We start from the raw sequence: 19,571 nt of genomic DNA on the forward strand, positions 1-19,571 counted from the left end.
GACTCAGTCTACCCGATTGCCGAACTTATTTCCGAACGGTTCCTAAAGTGCGCGTTGGCCGTGCACCCCTCCCCTTTTCTCTTCCTATTGATCTTGCCTCCTTCCTTTCACTTCAGATTTCTTCACTTGGACCAGAGCTTCGTTTAGGATTCGGCGTAACTCGCACTCAAGTGTCTCATGATCTCGCCTGTTTTGGGGAAGCCCAATCCAATACAGGTACACCGCTTGACGAATCTGCGCCTCCTCAAGGTCTACATCAGCGCCACTTGAATTTCCGAGGCCCTCAAAGTATTGCTCTGCGTTTTCACCAAAGTCTCGTATCGCATTATCCAAAAACGCTCTAAATCGAGCACCTACTCGTTCACTGTTTTTCGATCGAATCCAAGACCGATAAATAATATCGTACACAACAGCTGAAACCTTGGAGAGACTAATCATCGAGCTTGCTTGCTCAACAGATTCTGGGTCCTCTGGATCGATCGCTACCATAAAACTTACTCCAAAGTGAAAATTGCTGTCGAAAATTTCGTTCGAAATGCATCGGATACCATCTACAGACAATGGCACGTAACAGTCTGACCAGTGCTCCTGGAGATCAGCTTTGACAATACATTCGACATAGTTAAGGAATGCCCGGGATTGAACGGTGACTTCGAACAGCTAAGCCCACAAGCCCGATTGATGTGTCGCCTCACAAAAGTACCTAGATCAAAGCCAACTCCGCCCGATGTCACCACGGTGCAATCACACACTCCGAAGCACGACGCCATCCTGCACGTGCCAAAGATACCTTTCACGAACGTGTTCTTTGACTTGCATCCGTAGATAGAAATCACGCTTTGGTAATGATCGTCACCGATATCATGATCACCGCCACCAATGGGGAAGTCGAATTGCCCATAGGGGTCAGACCTGACAGTCGGAGAAGACGACACGAATTCATAGAGATTCCACTGACTCCCATTGAACCCAATCGGATCACGCCCCAGAAACCGCCCGCACACCGGATCGTACATCCGTGCCCGATAGTGGTACAGGTCAAGAACGTCGCCCCATTCTCTACCCGTATAGCAATACCGGTTGCCTTCGGCCGTCGTCGTACGTGCAGTGCCGCTACCGTCGAAGATCGACACCCCGCCATAGGCATCGTAAGCATAGCGTTCCTTGATCGTTCCGCTCGGATCGGTCAGTGCCACCACACTGTACTGTTGGTTGCGATGGTAGTACCTGTTGCCGCCGCTTCCTGACCGCATGACCGGTTCGTCGATGTAAGACGCATAGACGTAGTCGTAGGTGGGACTGGAGGCCGCCGCACCTGAGGTGTAGTCGGCAATCGTTTGCTGTCCCGATTGGACGAACACCGTTGCGGTTGTGCCGTCGTCACGCCCGACCCGTCGCCCCAGTGCGTCCCATTGATAGGTCACATCGGCCACCGAGTCGTTGTCGACGTCCGCCGAAACCAACTTGTTCTCGAAGTCCCATGCCATCGATAGCGGGTCACTGCCAGGACGCAAGATCGCCGGAATCAGAGTTTGGTTCCCCTTGGCATCGTGATTGACCGCTTGGCCGGCAGCCGTCAGTAACTCGTGTGTATCACCATGGGTCCGAGCTTGCACACTGGCGTTTTCGGTGTAGCTGTCCCAGTCGCCAACTAAGCTCAGACTCCAAGCCTGGTCCAGGTTGTTGTCGTCACGCTCCCACGAGACGAGGCGATCCTCGTCGTCGTAGCCACTCGCACCGACATCAAAACCGAAACCGCTCATCGTCCCCGTGATCCCCTCACTGGTCTTGTTCTTATTGGCGTCCCAGTCGTAGCTGAAATTACCGATCGACGCCCCGCTGAAGCTGATACTCGCCAGCGTGTTGTCGTTGTTGTAGGCACGTGTCTCGCCGACACCGTTATTGTAGGTGCTGCTGAGCATCCGGCCACCATCATCGTACGTTCGGGTGTCGGTCGTCTGAACGGAAATTGGTCAACACGAAAGCCGTTTCGATGGGAGTGTCGAGACTGGGCGTTCTGTGCGGAAAATGGGCTCATGATGGACGCCAGAGCTGGATGCGTTTGAGGTCTGGTTATTTGAAATGGATGCGTTTGCGGTCTCGACCTTCGCCTAGGACGGCGTAGCCCCACTCGGCAGCAACGCTGTCTTCTCCATCGCCGAATTCGCGGATTAGCCAACCTCGTTTGGTCGCCGGTGAATCGGCAGGAGGCGTTCTCCTCCGCTGTTCGACACGCTGTGGGTCTATCAGCTTCAGCGATGGATTAGACGCGACGAGCTTTTGGTAGAAGCCATCGGCGGAAAGTTCGTGATAGCGAAGGTCCGCTTTCTTTTTGGCGATCCATTCGGCGTCCGGTCCCAGTTGGTCAATCATCCAATGTTTTGTGAGCCAGTCGACACGTCCCAGGGCTGGCGTGACATTCTTTGCGTCGCGTCGATAAGCAACGACGACTTCTAGCAACTCTGCCCAGCGGCGGAGGACCAGTTCAGCTTCGCCTCGCTGTGAAGTTGGCCGAGACTCTACAAATTGCTGCGCTGCTTTAAAGTAGGTCTTTTGAATCTCAATCGCATTCATCGTGCCTCGGCTAGTTCGGACCCGCCGCACTAGATCCCAGTCTTTGGCGATCTGATGGAGCGCGTCGATTGGCTTCGGTAGTTTTAAGAGATCTGCTGTCTGGTCGGATTCGATCATGTCTAGAATCAGTGAGACTTGGCCGACTTTGACATACTCCGCTAAATCCGAAAGGTTGGAATCGGATAGTCCGATCTGCAATCGTTGGCGTCGATGAAACATCGCGGCGCTCGACCCAAGCGATAGAAATGTCTTTGCACAAAACTGCCCGAGCCAGTGGCCGTAGACGAAAATGGGACGTTCACCGTCATAGCTTCCCATGTCGGCAATTGCATCGATCGCAAGCGCTTTGGCGCTCAGACGGTAGCGACCTTCGTGATCTAAGTCTCCTGTTCCGCACAAGGCAACTCGCGATACAAGCAGCGGCGTCAGGTACTTTCGTTGCTTTCGAAAGGCAACGTGCTTGGCAACGATCCGCAGAAGGACAACTGTGGGCCAATGCACCAGACGCAGCATTGTGGTGAGCGTGCCCTTCAACCATTCAGGTAGTGACTCAAAAAGCTCGCCGGCAGACTGGTGTGGATCTCGATTGTTGGTTGGCGATGTCGAATTGGCGAGTCGGTCGCCAAACTGCTGTTGCCGAAGCCGGATGGCGAAGACCAGCGATACCGTGAGCGCCAGAACAGGCAACGTAAACAGCAGGCTAAAGACTTGCGCTACCCAGAGGATCAGGACACAGCAACGGTAGATCGCCAGCCACATCCCCGTTGCGACGACCGCTTCGTAGTTTTCTTGACAGCCATAAATGTGCCCCAAGGCGTCGGTGCTATTTTTCAATACCCGCAAATCAAGCCGCCCGGATGCTTTGTCGGCTGCTTCAGAAACCAACTGATCGATGGATCGTTGGCAGGCGAGAAGTTCGTCGGGGCTGGTCACTTCGGGCGTAGCGATTTCGACAAAGCCACCAGGGACAGAATGAAGTGATGGATGCGACTCGAAGGTCACGGCGCCGCCACTGGCTAAGAAGATCTGCTCGGCGTCGTAGAAGCCAGGAACGGTCGGTTGGTCTTTCCGAATCGCGTCGCAAATCAGTTTGTAAACCTTCTCGCTCGCCGGAAGGTCTGCGGACGAAAGCTCCGGTCGGCCAGCAACCAGCGTCGCGTATTCGGTTTCCAGCCCCATCAATCGGGACACCAATCGTGTGCCAGCCGCCATGTCGCTGCTTCGCTGGTTATGAGAAAAACGGAGCGACCTTGCAAAGAAATTTGAAACGCGGCGGCGAGTTCCGGCTGTCGCCTCGTACGCCCCATTGTAGCGGCGTGACTACTCGACCGAATCGCCGTCTTTTTTGTATTGGTCCAAGCGGCGATAGAGCGTGCGGGCACCAATCCCGAGCATCCGTGCGGCTTCTTCGCGATTGTCGTTGGTCAATTGAAGGGTTTTTTCGATGGCCCACTTCTCAATCACGCTCAGCGGCTGGCCGATCAGTCCTGATTCGGTTCCACCTTCGATTGTGGGCACGGCGGAAAGGTCTTCGGGGACGTTCAACTCCGCTTCGTCCATCAGTTCTGGAGGCAAGTCGTCGAGGTCCAGTTTTTCGTCCGTGTCCAGGACGACCATCGTTTCGACGAAGTTACGCAGTTGGCGAACGTTGCCTGGCCAATCGTAGGCGAAGAAACGCTTCGTGACGGCGGGGGTGAAATGGGCGGATGACTTGTTGTGCCGGCGCAAGAACATCTTTCGGAAGTGATCCATCAATGGGATCACGTCTTCACGACGATCGCGGAGCGGGGGCAGCTCGACCGTGATGACTTTTAGACGGAAGTACAAATCGCTGCGAAACGTTCCGGCTTCAATCATGTCTTCAAGCGGCCGGTTGGTCGCAGAAACCAGGCGGACGTTGACCTTGATCGCTTTGTTGTCGCCGACGCGAGTGATCTTGCTCTCTTCGAGGACTCGCAGCAGTTTGATCTGAGTTCCCATCGGCATGTCGCCGACTTCGTCCAGGAACAATGTGCCGCCATTGGCGTATTCGAAGGCGCCGACACGATCAGCGTCCGCGCCGGTGAACGAACCTTTGACGTGTCCGAACAGCTCGGATTCAACCAGGTTTTCGGCGATCGCACCGGTGTTGATCGCGACGATGGACTTGTTGCGACGCGAGCTGTTTTGGTGGATCGCTTGGGCAACGACCTCTTTACCTGTTCCGTTTTCACCGGTGATCAGCACCGTCGCGTCGGTTGCCGCGATCCGTCGCAGGCGGTCGATGACCTCCTGCATTTTCTTGCTTGCGTAGATGATGCCTTCGAAACCGAAGCGTTCGTCCAGCCGGGACATCAGTTCGGTGTTCTGGCGACGCAAAGCGACCGCGCCAACTGCTTTTTCGACGATCGCCCGCAAGCGATTCGGGGTGATCGGCTTTTCCAGGAAATTAAACGCGCCTTGTTGCATCGCTTCGACGGCGATTGGAACGGTGGCGTGTCCGGTGACCATCACGACTTCGGCGTCCGGCAATCGCTCGCCGGCAAGCTTCAGCAGTTTCATTCCATCGACATCGTTCATCACCATGTCGGTGATGATCACGTCAAAGGTATCACGCTCGATCAGCTTGGCCGCTTCGGGGCCGCTGGTCGCGACGGTGCACTTGTATCCGACCTTCTCCAAGCTTTCCATCATCGCATGCGCGTGTGCCGCTTCGTTGTCGACGACAAGCAAACGGAACGTTGACGGATCGTATTCGAGCCCCGATGCGTTTCGGGGCTTCACTTGAGAATCGGACATGCTCGCAGGTTACTCCTGATAGCGATGTTGCAGCGATTGGACGCTCAACACATCGTCGCGAAGGGCTTGCATCGCACGTACAGCTGCCTCGGCAGCAGCAACCGTGGTGATACAGGGGACGCCGTGTTGAACAGCCGCCGCGCGAATTTTGCCCTCGTCGGTGCGAGCGCCTTTTCCGCTAGGCGTGTTCATGATCAAGGCGACGTCTTCGTTCTTCAGATAGTCGATCAGGTTGGGGTGACCTTCGGCGAGCTTTTTCACTCGCGTGACCGGGACACCTTCTTCTTCCAGTTTGACCGCCGTACCCGACGTGGCGAGAACTTCGAAGCCAAGGCTGATCAGGTCGCGTCCCAGTGAGCCGGCGGATTCTTTGTGGCGGCCGCTGAGGCTGACAAAGATTTTGCCTTCGGTCGGAAGCGTGACGCCAGCAGCGATTTGGCTTTTGGCGAACGCCAGCGAGAACTTGTCGCTGATGCCCATGACTTCGCCGGTGCTCTTCATTTCTGGGCCGAGCACGATGTCGACGCCAGCAAACTTCCGGAACGGGAACACGCTTTCTTTGATCGAAACGTGCTTTGGCACAGGTTCCTTGGTCACGCCGATCTCGGCCAGCGACATTCCGGTCATGACTTTGGTCGCGACGCTGGCGACAGGGCAACCGGTTGCTTTGGCGACGAATGGCACGGTGCGGCTGGCACGTGGGTTGACTTCCAAAACGTAGACAACCGGTTTGCCGTCTTCGGTTTTGATCGCGAATTGAATGTTCATCAATCCGACCACGTTCAAAGCACGCGCCAGTTTATCGGCGGCTTTGCGAAGTTCGTCGAGCACTTCGTCAGCGATCGAGAACGGCGGCATGGCACAGGCGGAGTCACCGCTGTGAACGCCGGCTTCTTCGATGTGTTCCATGATGCCCATCACGACGACGTCTTTTCCGTCGCTGACCGCGTCGACATCGACTTCGGTGGCTTCTTCAAGGAAGTGGTCGATCAAGACAGGTTGGCCATCGGCAACGATAAACGCTTCGGCGACGTAACGCTCGAATTGCGATTTGTCGTAGCAGATTTCCATCGCGCGACCGCCAAGAACGAAACTTGGTCGGACAAGCGCTGGGTAGCCGATACGTTCGACTTCGCGGCGTGCTTCGTCCATGTTGCGGGCGATGCCACTTGGCGGTTGACGCAGACCAAGCTTGTCGATCAATGCTTGGAAACGTTCGCGGTCTTCGGCAGCTTCGATGGTGTCGACGCTGGTTCCGATGATCGGTACGCCGGCTTCTTGCAGGCCGCGTGCAAGGTTCAATGGCGTTTGGCCACCGAACTGAACGATCACGCCGTCTGGTTTGGTCGCGTCGCAGATGTTCAGGACGTCTTCGATGGTCAACGGTTCAAAGAACAGGATGTCCGACGTGTCGTAGTCGGTACTGACCGTTTCGGGGTTACTGTTGACCATGATCGATTCGTAACCGATTTCACGCAGTGCGAAACTGGCGTGGCAGCAGCAGTAATCGAACTCGATGCCTTGACCGATTCGGTTCGGGCCACCGCCAAGGATGACGACGCGTTTGCGATCGCTTTTCGTTGGCAGTTCGTCTTCTTGTTCATAGGTGCTGTAGTAATACGGCGTGTACGCTTCGAACTCGGCCGCACAGGTGTCGACACTCTTGAAGACCGGGCGGATGCCGAGTTCCAGTCGTTTTTCGCGGACCTTCAATTCGGTCGATCCGAGCATGGTGCCGAGTTGGCGATCGGAGAACCCGTCGCGTTTCGCACGCCACATTTGGTCGTATTCGATCTTTTCCAGTGATCCGACCGCGCGAATCGCGTTCTCTTGTTCGATGATTTGCGAGAGGTGGTCGAGGAACCACATGTCGATGTGCGTGATCGAATGGATTTCCTTCAGCGACATGCCGCTCTTGAGTGCGTATCGCAAGTAGAAAATTCGCTCGGCGTTCGGCGTGCCAAGTTTCGCGATGATGGCATCGCGGTCAGGTTGTTCGTCGCTTCCCCAAAGGTCTTTGCCGTCGCTGCCCAGGCCGAATGCGCCGACTTCCAAACCACGCAGGGCTTTTTGCAGCGACTCGCGGAAGGTACGTCCGATGGCCATCGTTTCGCCGACGCTTTTCATTTGCGTCATCAGCGTCGCGTCGGCTTCGGGGAATTTCTCGAACGCGAAGCGGGGAACCTTGGTCACGACGTAGTCGATCGTCGGTTCGAAGCAGGCTTTGGTTTTCTGGGTGATGTCGTTGGGCAATTCCCACAAGCGATAGCCGACGGCCAGCTTCGCGGCGATTTTGGCGATCGGGAACCCAGTCGCTTTACTAGCCAACGCACTCGAGCGGCTGACGCGGGGGTTCATCTCGATCACGATCATGCGTCCCGTTTCGGGGTTGATCGCGAACTGGATGTTACTGCCTCCGGTTTCGACACCGATTTCACGGATGACGGCCAGCGAGGCGTCACGCATCCGTTGGTATTCTTTGTCCGTCAGGGTTTGAGCGGGGGCGACGGTGATCGAGTCCCCGGTGTGAACACCCATTGGGTCGAAGTTTTCGATCGCGCAGATGATGACGACGTTGTCGTCGGCATCCCGCATCACTTCCATTTCGTACTCTTTCCACCCGATGATCGATTCTTCGATCAAGACTTCGGTGACGGGTGACTGGTCGAGACCGTTTTTGACCAGCGAGTCGAACTCGTCTTTGTTGTATGCGATTGCGCTGCCGCTGCCGCCCATGGTGAAACTGGGGCGGACGATCGCTGGCAGGCCGACTTCATCCAGTGCGGCGCGTGCTTCTTGGATCGTGTGGACGGTGAAGCCTTTGCAGACGTCCAGGCCGATTTTTTCCATCGCGACTTTGAATTGGTCGCGTTCTTCGGCTTTCGCGATCACTTTCGCGTTGGCGGCGATCATTTCGACGCCGTATTTCTCCAACACCCCGTTGGCGTCCAAGTCCATCGCGACGTTCAAGCCGGTCTGGCCGCCAAGGGTGGGCAACAGTGCGTCGGGGCGTTCCTTTTCGATGACCTTTTCGACCATTTGCCACGTCAGCGGCTCGACGTAGGTCGAATCGGCGGTCGCCGGGTCCGTCATGATGGTTGCGGGGTTGCTGTTGACCAGCACGACCTCGTAACCCTCTTCGCGAAGTGCCTTACAGGCCTGCGTTCCCGAGTAATCGAATTCACAAGCTTGCCCGATGACGATCGGGCCGCTTCCAATAAGCAAGATTTTTTTAATGTCGTCGCGTCGTGGCACGTCGATTTTCCGGTGGTCAGTACGATCGAATCCAAATTTCGGGAAGGATATCAGATCAACCACCGACTTGCGTAGGACACGGACGCCGATATTTTTGCGTTCGCGGCCCAGTTTTCCCGAAGTCCGCTCGCAAGGGGGACGGCGAAACGGCGCTGTCGTCGCACGCCGGAGAGCATCGCGACATCGAGTTCAATCGAAGCTGATCTGTCCCGAGAGACAAAAAAGTTTTTTGGGGCTGAACGACGCTCTGGCGATTTCTCACGCCAGAGGTCGAATTTTCAAGCGACCTGATCGCTTGTGATTAGACCGCAGGATCGGCGGGCAGATCATCTGCGGCTGCCGCGTCGGCGACGGTCGGTTCTGTTTTCGTGCGATCCCAGAAGGTCACGGCAAAGATCACGAAAATGATCGCGGCCATGATCGCTGGAGAGAGCCAGAAATTCTTCCACTGCTCCATCGTGCTGGCGAGCAACTCTGGATCCAGGGATTCAGGCAGCGAGCGCGAGAACATTTTCGTGAACGATTCGAGGAACGATACCGCTTCTCCTTCGCCACGGGCCTGGCCGAGTGCTTCGACATAGTTGGGCGAAGCGACTTGTTCCCCGTATTTGCCGAACGTCAGGTTCAACGGAATGAATCCGAACAGGTTTCCGCCCGCCATGATTCGGTAGCCGAAGAACATTCCGACACCCTGAGTCAGGAACACCAACAACCCTTGTGCCTGGCCACGAATCGCAGCCGGTGCTTTTTGGTCGGTGTACATGAATCCGGTAACGAAAAAGAAGTCGTAGCAGATCCCGTGCAGGGCAACGGCCAACAAAAGCATCCAAGTGACCTGATCGGGAGCACCGAATGCGAACAGGGCATATCGCAGAACCCAGCACGCCATCCCGACCAAGATCATCACTTTCACGCCCAAGCGGCGGAAGAAGAACGGGATCAGCAGCATGAAAAAGATTTCTGACATCTGGCCGATGGTCATCGTTGCCGCCGGTTCCGAGAAGCCGGTTTGGTTCAAGTAGGTCGCCGTCATGCCGTAGTAATACGCCAGCGGAACGCAGATCAGCGTCGAGCAGACCGCGAAGACCAAGAAGTTGAAGTCTTTCAACAGCGCGAATGCGTCAACCATGAACAGCGATCGCATGTCCATCGGCTTGCCTTTCAACGGAGGCGGTGTGTTGGGCAAAAAGAAACACAGCGCGCCCAAGGCAAGCGAACTGACCGCCCCGAGCCAGAAAATATTGTACGAAGATGACCAACCGAATCCGCCCACGGTCAAACCGGCGACGATCCAACCGATCGTGCCCCACACGCGAATCTTTGGGAATTCGTTTTGGCTGGGGATATTCGAGAACGCAACCGTGTTGCCCAAGCCCAGCGTCGGCATGTAGCAGAGCAGGTACGCCAAGATCATCCAAACCAGCGTTTTGCCGGCGGTGTTTTCGGCTTGTTGGCGTTCGGTGAACACATCGGCGTCATAGGTTCCGGCTGCACGCATCGATTCGGCCATTTCATTGGCGAACACCGATGCGTTCTCGGCGATTCCGGGAAGTGACAACATGATGCAGCCGCCGACCAGCATCAGCACGCCCATCACACGCTCGGACGAGAACAAGCGGTCAGCGATCAAGCCGAGGAACAGCGGTGCAAAGATCGCAGCGATTGGCGCCGCTTCATATGCTCCACCAATAAACGCCCCCAGCAGTTTTGTATCCATTGCCGCCGAAAGGCTGGCAAACCAGGCTCCCCAGGCAAAGAACTGGAGGAACATCATCAATTTTAAGCGAACAGTGGTAGGCATCTTGGACGTCTAGATCTGGCGTGGCAATGAAACCGATCAGCCCATTGGACTTGGTAAAGGGCACCGAGGTATTGGCGCTAATCGGTACGCATCGGTGGACAACAGGGGAATCTGGGCGGGCTCCTATGATAACGTTGTGTTCACAAAAAGGTGTACCACCAGACGGCACTTGTCATCACAACGGCGAAATCATCTGCCTTGAAGCACGTGAAGATGCCGCAGGGTTTTCGCAAACGTCACCTTCGCGGCTTTCAAAAGCCGCTGGACCATTTCATCCGCCAACGGATCACCCGTGTCTGTCGAACCGCCGTTACCGAAACCATGCGAGCTTTGCGGTCGGCGGACCAAGCGAGGGACGACCGAGCACCACTTGATTCCTCGCACGTGCCATCGCAACAAGTGGTTCAAAAAACGGTACACTCGCGAGCGGATGAGGCAAACCGTTTCGCTTTGTCACGAATGCCACAATTGCATTCACCGCTTTGTGCCCAGGGAAAAGGAACTGGGGCGTCACTTCAACACTCTCGAATCACTTCTCGCGCACGAGCAGATCGGGCGATTTGTTGAGTGGGTCAAAAACCAGAAATAGGCTGCCGAGTAACCGCATGGAAGATTCCGGTTGGGAAGACGACGATCACGAATTTGACGCCGGCGTCGACGGCTTCTCGCTAGACGATCTGGGCACCGCGTACGCGCGAGCGGCCGCGAAGCACGACCCAGAAACCTTTGCCGCGCCGCCGGAACCGGAACCCGAGGAATCCGACTCGGAGGATGATGACGGCGTCGAGTCGGACGCGCCGGAAACGGACGATACCGTCCACCCCGAAGGCATCATCGAAGCCGCACTCTTCGTCGGTCACCCAGAGAATGACGCCTTTACCGCTCGCCGTCTCGCGTCCTTGATGCGCGACGTGACCGAAGAAGAAGTGGTCGAAATGATCGACTCGCTCAACGCGTCGTACAAAGAACACGGTCAGGCACTTCGCATCATCGAGAACGAAGGCGCGTATCGTTTGACGATCGCACCGGCTGTTGAAACGGTACGCCAGTCCTTTCTTGGTAAAGTCCGCGAAACAAGACTCAGCCAAGCGGCAATCGAGGTCCTCGCACTCGTCGCTTATCAGCCAGGTGTCACCAGTCAAACGGTTCAGGATCAGCGTGGAAAAGACTGCGGTTCGCTCTTGAACCAGTTGGTTCGGCGTCGGCTGCTGGAAATGAAACGCCTTGAACCGGATGGCGGCGGCAAAAAGGTCCCGCACTACTATCCGACCGAGCGTTTCTTGACGCTGTTCGGTCTGGAAACGCTGGAGGATTTGCCGATGGTCGACGACAGCACGTCGGGGCTGTAATTCAAATCGGCTTGTCTTGAACGAAAAAGAAAAGGGCCTTGGCTGAATACCAAGACCCTTTTCGCTAATTCAGAAGTCGCGAGCTGAAGACTACTTCAGTTTCGCGGCGAAGTGTGGTCCGCCGTAAAGTGCCGCGTCGCCCAGCATTTCTTCGATGCGGAGCAGTTGGTTGTACTTGGCCATACGATCGCTGCGGCTTGCCGATCCGGTCTTGATTTGTCCGGTGCAAAGTGCAACTGCCAAGTCAGCGATGGTGCTGTCTTCGGTTTCACCACTGCGGTGGCTGGTCACGGCGGTGTAACCGTGGCGAGCAGCCAATTGGATCGCGTCGATGGTTTCGGTCAGCGAACCGATTTGGTTGACTTTGATCAGAATGCTGTTGGCGATTCCTTCGTCGATGCCTTTTTGCAGACGCTGAACGTTGGTGACGAACAAGTCGTCGCCGACGAGTTGGACTTTGTCGCCAACGCGCTCGGTCAGTTTCTTCCAGGTGTCCCAGTCGTCTTCGTCGCAACCGTCTTCGATGCTGCAGATGGGGTACTTGTCGCACCAGCCAGCCAAGAAGTCGACCATTTCGTCGCCCGACAGTTCTTTGCCGTCGATCGAGTACTTTTGCTTGTCGCGGTCGTAGAACTCGGTCGAAGCCGCATCGAGAGCGATCCAAACTTGTTCGCCGGCTTTGTAGCCTGCTTGGTCGATCGCTTGCATGATGACGTCGAGAGCTTCTTGGTTGCTCTTCAAGTCAGGAGCGAAACCGCCTTCGTCACCAACAGCGGTGTTGTAACCTTTGCTGCTGAGAACCTTTTTCAGGTTGTGGAAGATCTCGGTACCGCAACGCAGTGCGTCGCTGAATCGTTCGAATCCGAGTGGCATAACCATGAATTCTTGGATGTCGACCGAGTTGTCGGCGTGTTCGCCACCGTTGATGATGTTCATCATGGGGGCTGGCAATAAACGAGCGCCGACGCCACCGAGGTAACGGTACAACGGCTGGCCGGTCGAAGCGGCCGCGGCGTGTGCGGTTGCGAGCGAAACGCCCAGGATCGCGTTGGCGCCCAGGTTGCTCTTGTTGTCGGTGCCGTCCAGGTTGATCATGGTCGCGTCGATCTCGGCTTGATCGAGTGCGTCCATGCCTTGCAGTTCGCTGGCGATCTTTTCGTTGACGTTGTTGACTGCTGTCAGGACGCCTTTTCCGAGGAAGACAGACTTATCGCCATCGCGAAGTTCCCATGCTTCGTGAGCACCGGTGCTGGCGCCGCTGGGAACTGCCGCACGACCGTGAGCACCGTCCTCCAACAGGACCTCGCATTCAATGGTGGGGTTTCCGCGGCTGTCGAGAATCTGGCGTGCGTGGATCGCTTGGATCAGGGACATCGGAATTCCTCTTGCAAATTGTTCGGTTGGGGGTGTGTTAAGGGGGGAATGCCTAAAGCCATCGCTTGTCGGTTCGGGCGGCATTCTGTCCAATGCGAGCTCAAGTGACTACCCGCCGAGCGCTTTTGCGACAATTTACACCCTTGGTTCCTCAACAATGTTCACTGGTCTTGTAGAAACGATGGGCACGGTCGTCGACCTGATCGACGATCCACCCGGCAAACGGCTCCGCGTCGAGTCCGATTTGATCGCTTCGGACGTCGCGATGGGCGACAGTATTTGCATTAACGGATGCTGTTTGACGGTCATCGCCATCGACGGAACGAAGCTCGATTTCGAAGCCGGCGAGGAAACCCTCTCGCGCACTAACCTGGGCGAATTGAGTGCCGGAGGTAAAGTTAACCTGGAACGCTCACTGGAAGTGGGGGCACGGATGGGTGGCCACTACGTCAGCGGTCATGTGGATACTTTGGGCGAATTGATCGAAAGAACCGAGGATCCGCCTTGGGCAACCCTTCGTTTTCGCCTGCCAAAACGCTACGCTTCCCAAATCGCCGCCAAGGGAAGCATTGCGATCGACGGGATCAGTTTAACCGTTGTCGACGCTGACGAAGACAGTTTCAGTGTCGCGTTGATTCCGCACACCTTGAGCGTCACGACACTCGGCCAGCGTCGTGTCGGCGACAAAGTGAACTTGGAAACAGACATCCTGGCCAAATACGTCCAGCGCTCACTGGGGCTGCTGACCGTCGAATCGCAACAGTAAACCATCGGCCCTTTCACTAGGCACCCACCGTTTTGAATCAGCCACGTCAGACCGCCAGCTACCTGTCCCGTCGACTGAGCGAAGCCGGATTGCGTCCGGTTTCAAAGTACGGACAGAACTTTCTGATCGACTTGAACCTCGTCGGGCTGATCGCCGACTCCGCCGAACTGCGTCCCAACGACGTCGTCCTGGAAGTCGGCACCGGTGTGGGATCGTTGACCAGCCAACTGGCCGACAAAGCCGCTGCGGTTTTAACCGTCGAAATCGACAAAAACCTGCACCAGCTCGCCAGCGAAGAACTCGCCCATCGCCCCAACGTCAAGCTGATCCAAGGCGACGCGCTGCGCAACAAAAACTCGCTGCGCGATGACATCATGGAATCGATTCGCGACGCGATGCAGCGTGTTGGCGAGGAAGCACGCTTTTTGCTGGTCGCGAACCTGCCCTACAACGTGGCGACACCGATCATTTCCAACTTGCTGCACCAAACGCCAGCGCCCGATGCGATGGTCGTGACCATCCAAAAAGAACTCGCCGAACGGATCGTCGCTAAACCGTCGACGAAGGACTACAGCGCCCTGAGCATCTGGATCCAGTCACTCTGTAGCGCCGAGATCGTTCGTGTTCTCGGTCCAAAAGTGTTCTGGCCCCGCCCCAAAGTCGACTCAGCCGTTTTGCGGATCGACTTGGACCCAGCACGACGCGACGCGATTCCGGATTTGAAGTACTTCCACGAAACGTTGCGAGCGTTGTTTTTCCACCGCCGCAAGTTTCTGCGCAGCAACGTGATCAGCGCGATGAAAGGGCGAATGGAAAAGGAGCAAGTCGACGAAGTGCTGCAACAACTCGGCCATAACGAAGATTCACGGGCTGAGCAATTGACCGTCGAACAGATCAATACGCTGATCGAAAGTTTGCGGATTGCCGAATCGCAAAACTAAACCTGACGTCCAAAACGGATAACGTCACGTCACCTTCTTCGCTACACCTTTGATCCATTCGCTGTGAGCCAAAACGTCAAACTGTTCGCCGGTATCGCCGAGAAAAACGCAACCCTGTTCCGACGCGTCCGTGTGGGGCTAGGAGATCCGGCTGCCTGGGTTGAAACCGACACCGGACAATTTGCGATCGTCCGCGATTTGGAAATGGACCGAGTTCGCAAAAACTGCTCTGCGGAAAAGGTTTACTGCCCAGCCGACCTTGCGCCGCCCGAAGGTTTGGACGCTGACCGCGAAACCGCAACCGCGCAGGCGCTCGCACAGTTCTGTGTCAAACAGGGCTACGAAATGGTTACGGTCGATCGCACGTTCCCGTTTATCTTTGCTTGGTACCTGAGCCAAGCCGGAATTGATGTTGGTTACGACAGCGATCTCGGTGTGGTGGATCGCCGTCAAAAGTCGGAACAAGAAATCGGTTGGCTTGCCGAGGCACAAGCGGAGACCGAAGCGGTGATGCGCGTCATGTGCGAAATGATTGCCAATGCGGCGGTCAACAGCGATGGCTTGCTGACGCATGGGGGCGAGATCCTGACCAGCGACAGCGTTCGCGCGATGGCAGCCACCGAATTTATGAACCGCGGTTATTCGATGAGTCACGGGGCGATTATCGCGACCGCACCGCATGTTGCCGATTGCCACCACGCCGGCGAAGGCCCTTTAAGTACCGGTGTGCCGATCGTGGTGGACTTGTTCCCGACCAATCAAAAGACACGCTACTGCGGCGACTGCACCCGTACCGTCGTAAACGGTGAACCGACTGACACGGTCAAGAAAATGCACGCTGCCGTCGTTGCCGCAAAAGCAGCCGCAACCGCTCAGTTGATCACCGGCAGCAGCGGTGACGCGGTTCACAAAGCGACCGAGCAAGCGTTGACCGAAGCGGGCTACAAATCGTCACGCGGAACGATCACCGACGAGCCGTCGATCCAGCATGGCACCGGTCACGGGATTGGTTTGGAAGTTCACGAGCCGATCTTGTTGGATTTTGGTGGCGGCACATTGCTGGAACGCGAGGTCTTCACGATCGAGCCTGGCCTGTACGGTCGAGTCGATGGCGGAGTGCGGATTGAAGACATGTTGGTCGTGAGAGATGATCAGGCCGAAAACCTGAACCGGCTGCACGAAGGACTTGACTGGAAGTAAGCGGGTGGAGAGAAGTGGTATGTCGACCGCAAAGATAGGCGTCGTCACGGTCAGTGATCGTGCGAGCCGTGGCGAGTACGAAGACCTTGGTGGACCGGCGATTCGCGAATACCTCGCCGAAGTTTTGACCAGTCCATTTGAAACGGTCGACCGCATCATTGCCGATGAACGTCAAACGATCGAGGCGACGCTTCGCGAACTCTGTCTCAAAGAAGGCTGCTGCTTGGTGGTCACCACCGGTGGGACCGGGCCTTCACCTCGCGACGTCACGCCGGAAGCGACCGAAGCGGTTTGCGATCGCATGATGCCAGGCTTTGGTGAATTGATGCGGAAGGTGTCGCTCGAAAAAGTTCCCACCGCGATTCTGTCGCGTCAAACGGCCGGATTGTTGGGGACCAGCTTGGTCGTGAACTTACCCGGCAAACCGAAAGCGATCGGGGAATGTCTGGACGCGGTCTTTCCTGCGATTCCCTACTGCATCGATCTGATGGAAGGCCCGCGCCTTGAAACCAACCCGGATCGGATCCAAGCGTTTCGGCCCAAGGCAAAGTAGCGTCTCCGTTGTGGGCCGGTTTGAGGCCACCTATCGACGACCTGGGATTGAACCCAAACGCAGAGCGACACGCGACTGACTTGGCGCGGGTGTGCTCCCTAGACAAAACGGCGCGAACCGGTTTTCATAGTGGGTTGTCTTGCCAGGAAACCTCCACGAACAGCTGATTCCATGACCACACTCGCGACACCAAGTTTTTCGACCAGCCGTCACCAAATCGCGGGTCAGTCCGTTAGTGAGCTGGCAAAAAAATTCGGTACGCCGTTGTATGTCTATGATCTGGCGGTCATTGAGCAGCGCATTGCCGATCTGGCCAAGTTTGACGTGGTGCGATACGCGCAGAAAGCTTGCAGCAACCTTGCGATTTTGGATCGTATGCGTCGCAAAAACGTGGTGGTTGACGCCGTCAGTGCGGGTGAGATCTATCGTGCCCTTGCCGCCGGGTACTCGGCCGAAAACCACGGTATCGTTTACACCGCTGACATCTTTGACAGCGCAGCGTTGGAACTGGTGCTTGAGCACAACATCCACGTCAACTGTGGATCGCCTGACATGATCGCGCAGCTTGGCGAACGTCGCCCCGGTGCGGAGGTGACCTTGCGGATCAATCCAGGTTTTGGTCATGGGCACAGCCAAAAAACCAATACGGGTGGCGAGCAGTCCAAGCACGGGATCTGGCACTCGCAAATCGACGAGTGTCTGCGTTTGGCAGATCAGTTCGGCGTCACGATTACCGGCTTGCACATGCACATCGGTTCGGGCACTGATCTGGAACACCTCAGCGAAGTCTGTGATGCGATGCGGCGCACCGCAATGGAAGTTGGCCGCACGGTGAAAACCATCAGTGCCGGTGGCGGATTGCCGGTGCCATACAACGCATCGGAAACCTACGTCGACTTGAACAAGTACTTCGAGCTCTGGGACACGGCTCGCAACCAACTTGCCGAATCTTTCGGACACGCGATTTCGTTGGAAATCGAACCCGGTCGCTACCTATCCGCCGAAGCCGGATCGCTGATCGCTGAAGTCCGCAGTGTAAAGAAGGTCGGTGACAATCTGTTCTTCCTGCTCGACGCCGGCTTCAACGACTTGGCTCGGCCAGTGATGTACGGTGCCTATCACCCCATTTCCGTTTGCGGTGCCGATGGCAACTCGGTTTCCGATCGTGAAACCGTTGACGCAGTGATCGGCGGACCGCTTTGTGAATCGGGTGACATCTTTACTCAACGCGAGGGCGGTTTCGTCGATCAACGAAATCTTCCGATGTGTCGTGTCGGGGATTACGTGATCCTGGAAAATGCCGGTGCGTACGGCTTCGTGATGGCCAGCAACTACAACAGCAAACTGCGAGCCGCTGAAGTGCTGATCGAAGACGGCGAGGCCAAGTTGATTCGCAAGCGTGAGACGTTCGAAGACCTGACACGGTCCGAGATCATCCCTCAGTAACGGCGTGCGAACCACGCAAACGCTGCGAGTTTAGGACATCATCCATTCGGCAATGCGAGCGCTCGCGTTGCCGTCGCCATAAGGATTCGCGATGGATGCGGTGTCGGCGAGTTTGCCTCGCCGCAAGAGCTCCGAAACACGCTCGACGATCAGGTCACGATTGGTTCCGACCAATTCAGCCAATCCGGCTTCGACGGCTTCAGGTCGTTCGGTTTTCTCACGCGTGACAAGGACACCGCTGCCAAGCGACGGGGCTTCTTCTTGCACGCCGCCAGAGTCTGTTAGCACGACCGTGGCGCGGTCCATCAGCCAGACAAACCCTGGATAGTCAGCTGGTGGGACCAAGTGAATGTTCGTGCTGCCGGAGAGACATTTGCGAACCGGTCCTTGGACGTTGGGATTCAAGTGGACCGGGTAAATGAACTCGGTCTCTGGAAACGAGCGTGACAGATCAAGCAGGGCATCACAGATTTGTTGCAGTCCGTCGCCAAAGTTTTCACGGCGATGGCCGGTGACCAAGACCACACTGTCAGCGGCTGCCATTGGGTATTGGGTGCGCCACTTGTCGTCGTCGGCACGTTCACGTTTGACAGCCAACATCAACGCGTCGATGACGGTGTTTCCTGTGATGCGGACTGAATCTGTCGCGACGCCTTCGTCGAGGAGTGCTTGTTGGCTTCGTGCGGTGGGGGCGCAGTGCAGCGTGGTGACTAATCCAGCGACGCGGCGATTGAATTCTTCGGGCCAAGGGGCATCGAGGTCACCGGTGCGCAGTCCAGCTTCGACGTGCACAATTGGCAAGCGGTGATAAAACGCTGCCATTGCGGACGCCATCACGGTTGTGGTGTCACCCTGGACCACCAAGCAGTCCGGTTTTTGTTCCTGAATGACTTGGTCGACCGCTTCGAGGCAGCGTGCGGTTAGGCCGGTCAGGGTCTGCCCGGGCCGCATCAGGCCAAGATCAATGTCGGGAGTGATTTCAAAGTAGCCGAGGACCTGATCGAGCATTTCGCGATGCTGTCCGGTGCTGCACACGGTCGGTGACACCGCGTGGGAATGCTTTTGTAGCTCGAGGACCAGAGGGGACAGCTTGATCGCCTCGGGGCGGGTTCCAAAAACGATCAGGGGGCGCAGGTGGTCACCATTATGACGCTGAATCAGGGAAGCGGTCACGAGATTGAGGGCGTTTGCGGGCTCGAGGTGGAGGATCAGGTAAAGTCTGCCGATTACCGAGGGCAGCGGACGGTTGCTGGACAGCAAGTTAGCTGAAAAACAGCCCAGAACGGTCCGTAGGCCTTTGGATTGTTTGCAAATCCCCTTGGGAATTGGATTCGGCGCGGCTATACATATAGTCCGACTGAAGCCGTCCCTGAATTAATGATGGCCGTCGTAGAACGAAACACAGCCCTATCGGAACAGAGATTGACCGCTCGGACGGACGCGAACGTGTGCGTATGACGACTTTTCCATGCTCACGCCGCACGAGGAAGATGAAATCCCGTCAGCAGACTCCCATTGGCCCGCAAGCGTAGCT

14 protein-coding genes are annotated in these 19,571 nt (G+C 56.4%); 6 read left to right on the forward strand and 8 right to left on the reverse strand.

Annotated features, from left to right (window positions below; genetic code table 11):
* Positions 1-84 precede the first annotated feature (84 nt).
* The 6 genes from CGZ80_RS07000 to CGZ80_RS07025 form a co-directional block, all read right to left on the reverse strand.
* The gene (locus CGZ80_RS07000; protein WP_158222593.1) at positions 85-567 is read right to left on the reverse strand and encodes a hypothetical protein; all 483 of its coding nucleotides are present in this window, start codon (positions 565-567) and stop codon (positions 85-87) included.
* Positions 552-1,922: an RHS repeat-associated core domain-containing protein gene (locus tag CGZ80_RS07005; protein ID WP_094412762.1), complete on the reverse strand. Its 1,371-nt coding sequence runs from the start codon at positions 1,920-1,922 to the stop codon at positions 552-554. Before CGZ80_RS07005 ends, CGZ80_RS07000 begins: the two co-directional genes overlap by 16 nt.
* A 151-nt stretch (positions 1,923-2,073) precedes the next feature.
* Positions 2,074-3,786 carry a proteasome accessory factor PafA2 family protein gene (locus tag CGZ80_RS07010; RefSeq protein ID WP_094412764.1) on the reverse strand — a complete coding sequence of 571 codons (1,713 nt, stop codon included), beginning with the start codon at positions 3,784-3,786 and terminating at the stop codon, positions 2,074-2,076.
* A gap of 108 nt (positions 3,787-3,894) precedes the next feature.
* Complete coding sequence (locus CGZ80_RS07015; protein WP_094412765.1) at positions 3,895-5,352, reverse strand: sigma-54-dependent transcriptional regulator; 1,458 nt, start codon at positions 5,350-5,352, stop codon at positions 3,895-3,897.
* Between the two features lie 9 nt (positions 5,353-5,361).
* A complete protein-coding gene (gene carB, locus CGZ80_RS07020; protein WP_094412903.1) occupies positions 5,362-8,607 on the reverse strand; it encodes a carbamoyl-phosphate synthase large subunit in 3,246 nt (1,081 codons plus the stop codon).
* A 301-nt stretch (positions 8,608-8,908) separates the two neighbouring features.
* Positions 8,909-10,408 carry a nucleoside permease gene (locus CGZ80_RS07025; RefSeq protein WP_094412767.1) on the reverse strand — a complete coding sequence of 500 codons (1,500 nt, stop codon included), beginning with the start codon at positions 10,406-10,408 and terminating at the stop codon, positions 8,909-8,911.
* Between the two features lie 605 nt (positions 10,409-11,013).
* Here CGZ80_RS07025 and CGZ80_RS07035 point away from each other — a divergent pair.
* The gene (locus CGZ80_RS07035) at positions 11,014-11,757 is read left to right on the forward strand and encodes an SMC-Scp complex subunit ScpB (protein ID WP_094412769.1); all 744 of its coding nucleotides are present in this window, start codon (positions 11,014-11,016) and stop codon (positions 11,755-11,757) included.
* Between the two features lie 90 nt (positions 11,758-11,847).
* Here the strand turns inward: CGZ80_RS07035 and eno are convergent, their stop codons facing one another.
* Positions 11,848-13,131: a phosphopyruvate hydratase gene (eno, locus tag CGZ80_RS07040; RefSeq protein ID WP_094412771.1), complete on the reverse strand. Its 1,284-nt coding sequence runs from the start codon at positions 13,129-13,131 to the stop codon at positions 11,848-11,850.
* Between the two features lie 157 nt (positions 13,132-13,288).
* Between eno and CGZ80_RS07045 the strand changes: the two genes are divergently transcribed.
* From CGZ80_RS07045 to lysA, 5 genes are all read left to right on the forward strand, one after another.
* A complete protein-coding gene (locus CGZ80_RS07045; protein ID WP_094412773.1) occupies positions 13,289-13,897 on the forward strand; it encodes a riboflavin synthase in 609 nt (202 codons plus the stop codon).
* Positions 13,898-13,929: 32 nt separating this feature from the next.
* Positions 13,930-14,838 (forward strand): 16S rRNA (adenine(1518)-N(6)/adenine(1519)-N(6))-dimethyltransferase RsmA, encoded by a 909-nt coding sequence (rsmA, locus tag CGZ80_RS07050; protein ID WP_233148279.1) that lies wholly within the window; start codon positions 13,930-13,932, stop codon positions 14,836-14,838.
* A gap of 63 nt (positions 14,839-14,901) precedes the next feature.
* A complete protein-coding gene (locus tag CGZ80_RS07055) occupies positions 14,902-16,038 on the forward strand; it encodes a M24 family metallopeptidase (RefSeq protein WP_233148280.1) in 1,137 nt (378 codons plus the stop codon).
* Between the two features lie 19 nt (positions 16,039-16,057).
* On the forward strand, positions 16,058-16,591 hold the full coding sequence (mog, locus tag CGZ80_RS07060; protein WP_094412777.1) for a molybdopterin adenylyltransferase: 534 nt from the start codon (positions 16,058-16,060) through the stop codon (positions 16,589-16,591).
* A 171-nt stretch (positions 16,592-16,762) separates the two neighbouring features.
* The gene (gene lysA / locus CGZ80_RS07065; RefSeq protein WP_094412779.1) at positions 16,763-18,037 is read left to right on the forward strand and encodes a diaminopimelate decarboxylase; all 1,275 of its coding nucleotides are present in this window, start codon (positions 16,763-16,765) and stop codon (positions 18,035-18,037) included.
* 30 nt (positions 18,038-18,067) lie between these two features.
* On the opposite strand, the gene wecB is transcribed toward lysA, so the two are convergent.
* Positions 18,068-19,210 (reverse strand): non-hydrolyzing UDP-N-acetylglucosamine 2-epimerase, encoded by a 1,143-nt coding sequence (wecB, locus tag CGZ80_RS07070; protein WP_315851411.1) that lies wholly within the window; start codon positions 19,208-19,210, stop codon positions 18,068-18,070.
* Positions 19,211-19,571: the final 361 nt, after the last annotated feature.

Source organism: Rhodopirellula sp. MGV (assembly GCF_002251265.1).
GTDB lineage: Bacteria > Planctomycetota > Planctomycetia > Pirellulales > Pirellulaceae > Stieleria > Stieleria baltica_A.

What these genes read in the sequence shown, in the direction of transcription:
- lysA (WP_094412779.1), top strand. Translation starts at nt 16,763, where the DNA reads ATGACCACACTCGCGACACCAAGTTTTTCGACCAGCCGTCACCAAATC.
- CGZ80_RS07005 (WP_094412762.1), bottom strand. Translation starts at nt 1,922, where the DNA reads ATGCTCAGCAGCACCTACAATAACGGTGTCGGCGAGACACGTGCCTAC.
- eno (WP_094412771.1), bottom strand. Translation starts at nt 13,131, where the DNA reads ATGTCCCTGATCCAAGCGATCCACGCACGCCAGATTCTCGACAGCCGC.
- mog (WP_094412777.1), top strand. Translation starts at nt 16,058, where the DNA reads ATGTCGACCGCAAAGATAGGCGTCGTCACGGTCAGTGATCGTGCGAGC.
- CGZ80_RS07025 (WP_094412767.1), bottom strand. Translation starts at nt 10,408, where the DNA reads ATGCCTACCACTGTTCGCTTAAAATTGATGATGTTCCTCCAGTTCTTT.
- CGZ80_RS07010 (WP_094412764.1), bottom strand. Translation starts at nt 3,786, where the DNA reads ATGGCGGCTGGCACACGATTGGTGTCCCGATTGATGGGGCTGGAAACC.
- CGZ80_RS07045 (WP_094412773.1), top strand. Translation starts at nt 13,289, where the DNA reads ATGTTCACTGGTCTTGTAGAAACGATGGGCACGGTCGTCGACCTGATC.
- CGZ80_RS07015 (WP_094412765.1), bottom strand. Translation starts at nt 5,352, where the DNA reads ATGTCCGATTCTCAAGTGAAGCCCCGAAACGCATCGGGGCTCGAATAC.
- CGZ80_RS07035 (WP_094412769.1), top strand. Translation starts at nt 11,014, where the DNA reads ATGGAAGATTCCGGTTGGGAAGACGACGATCACGAATTTGACGCCGGC.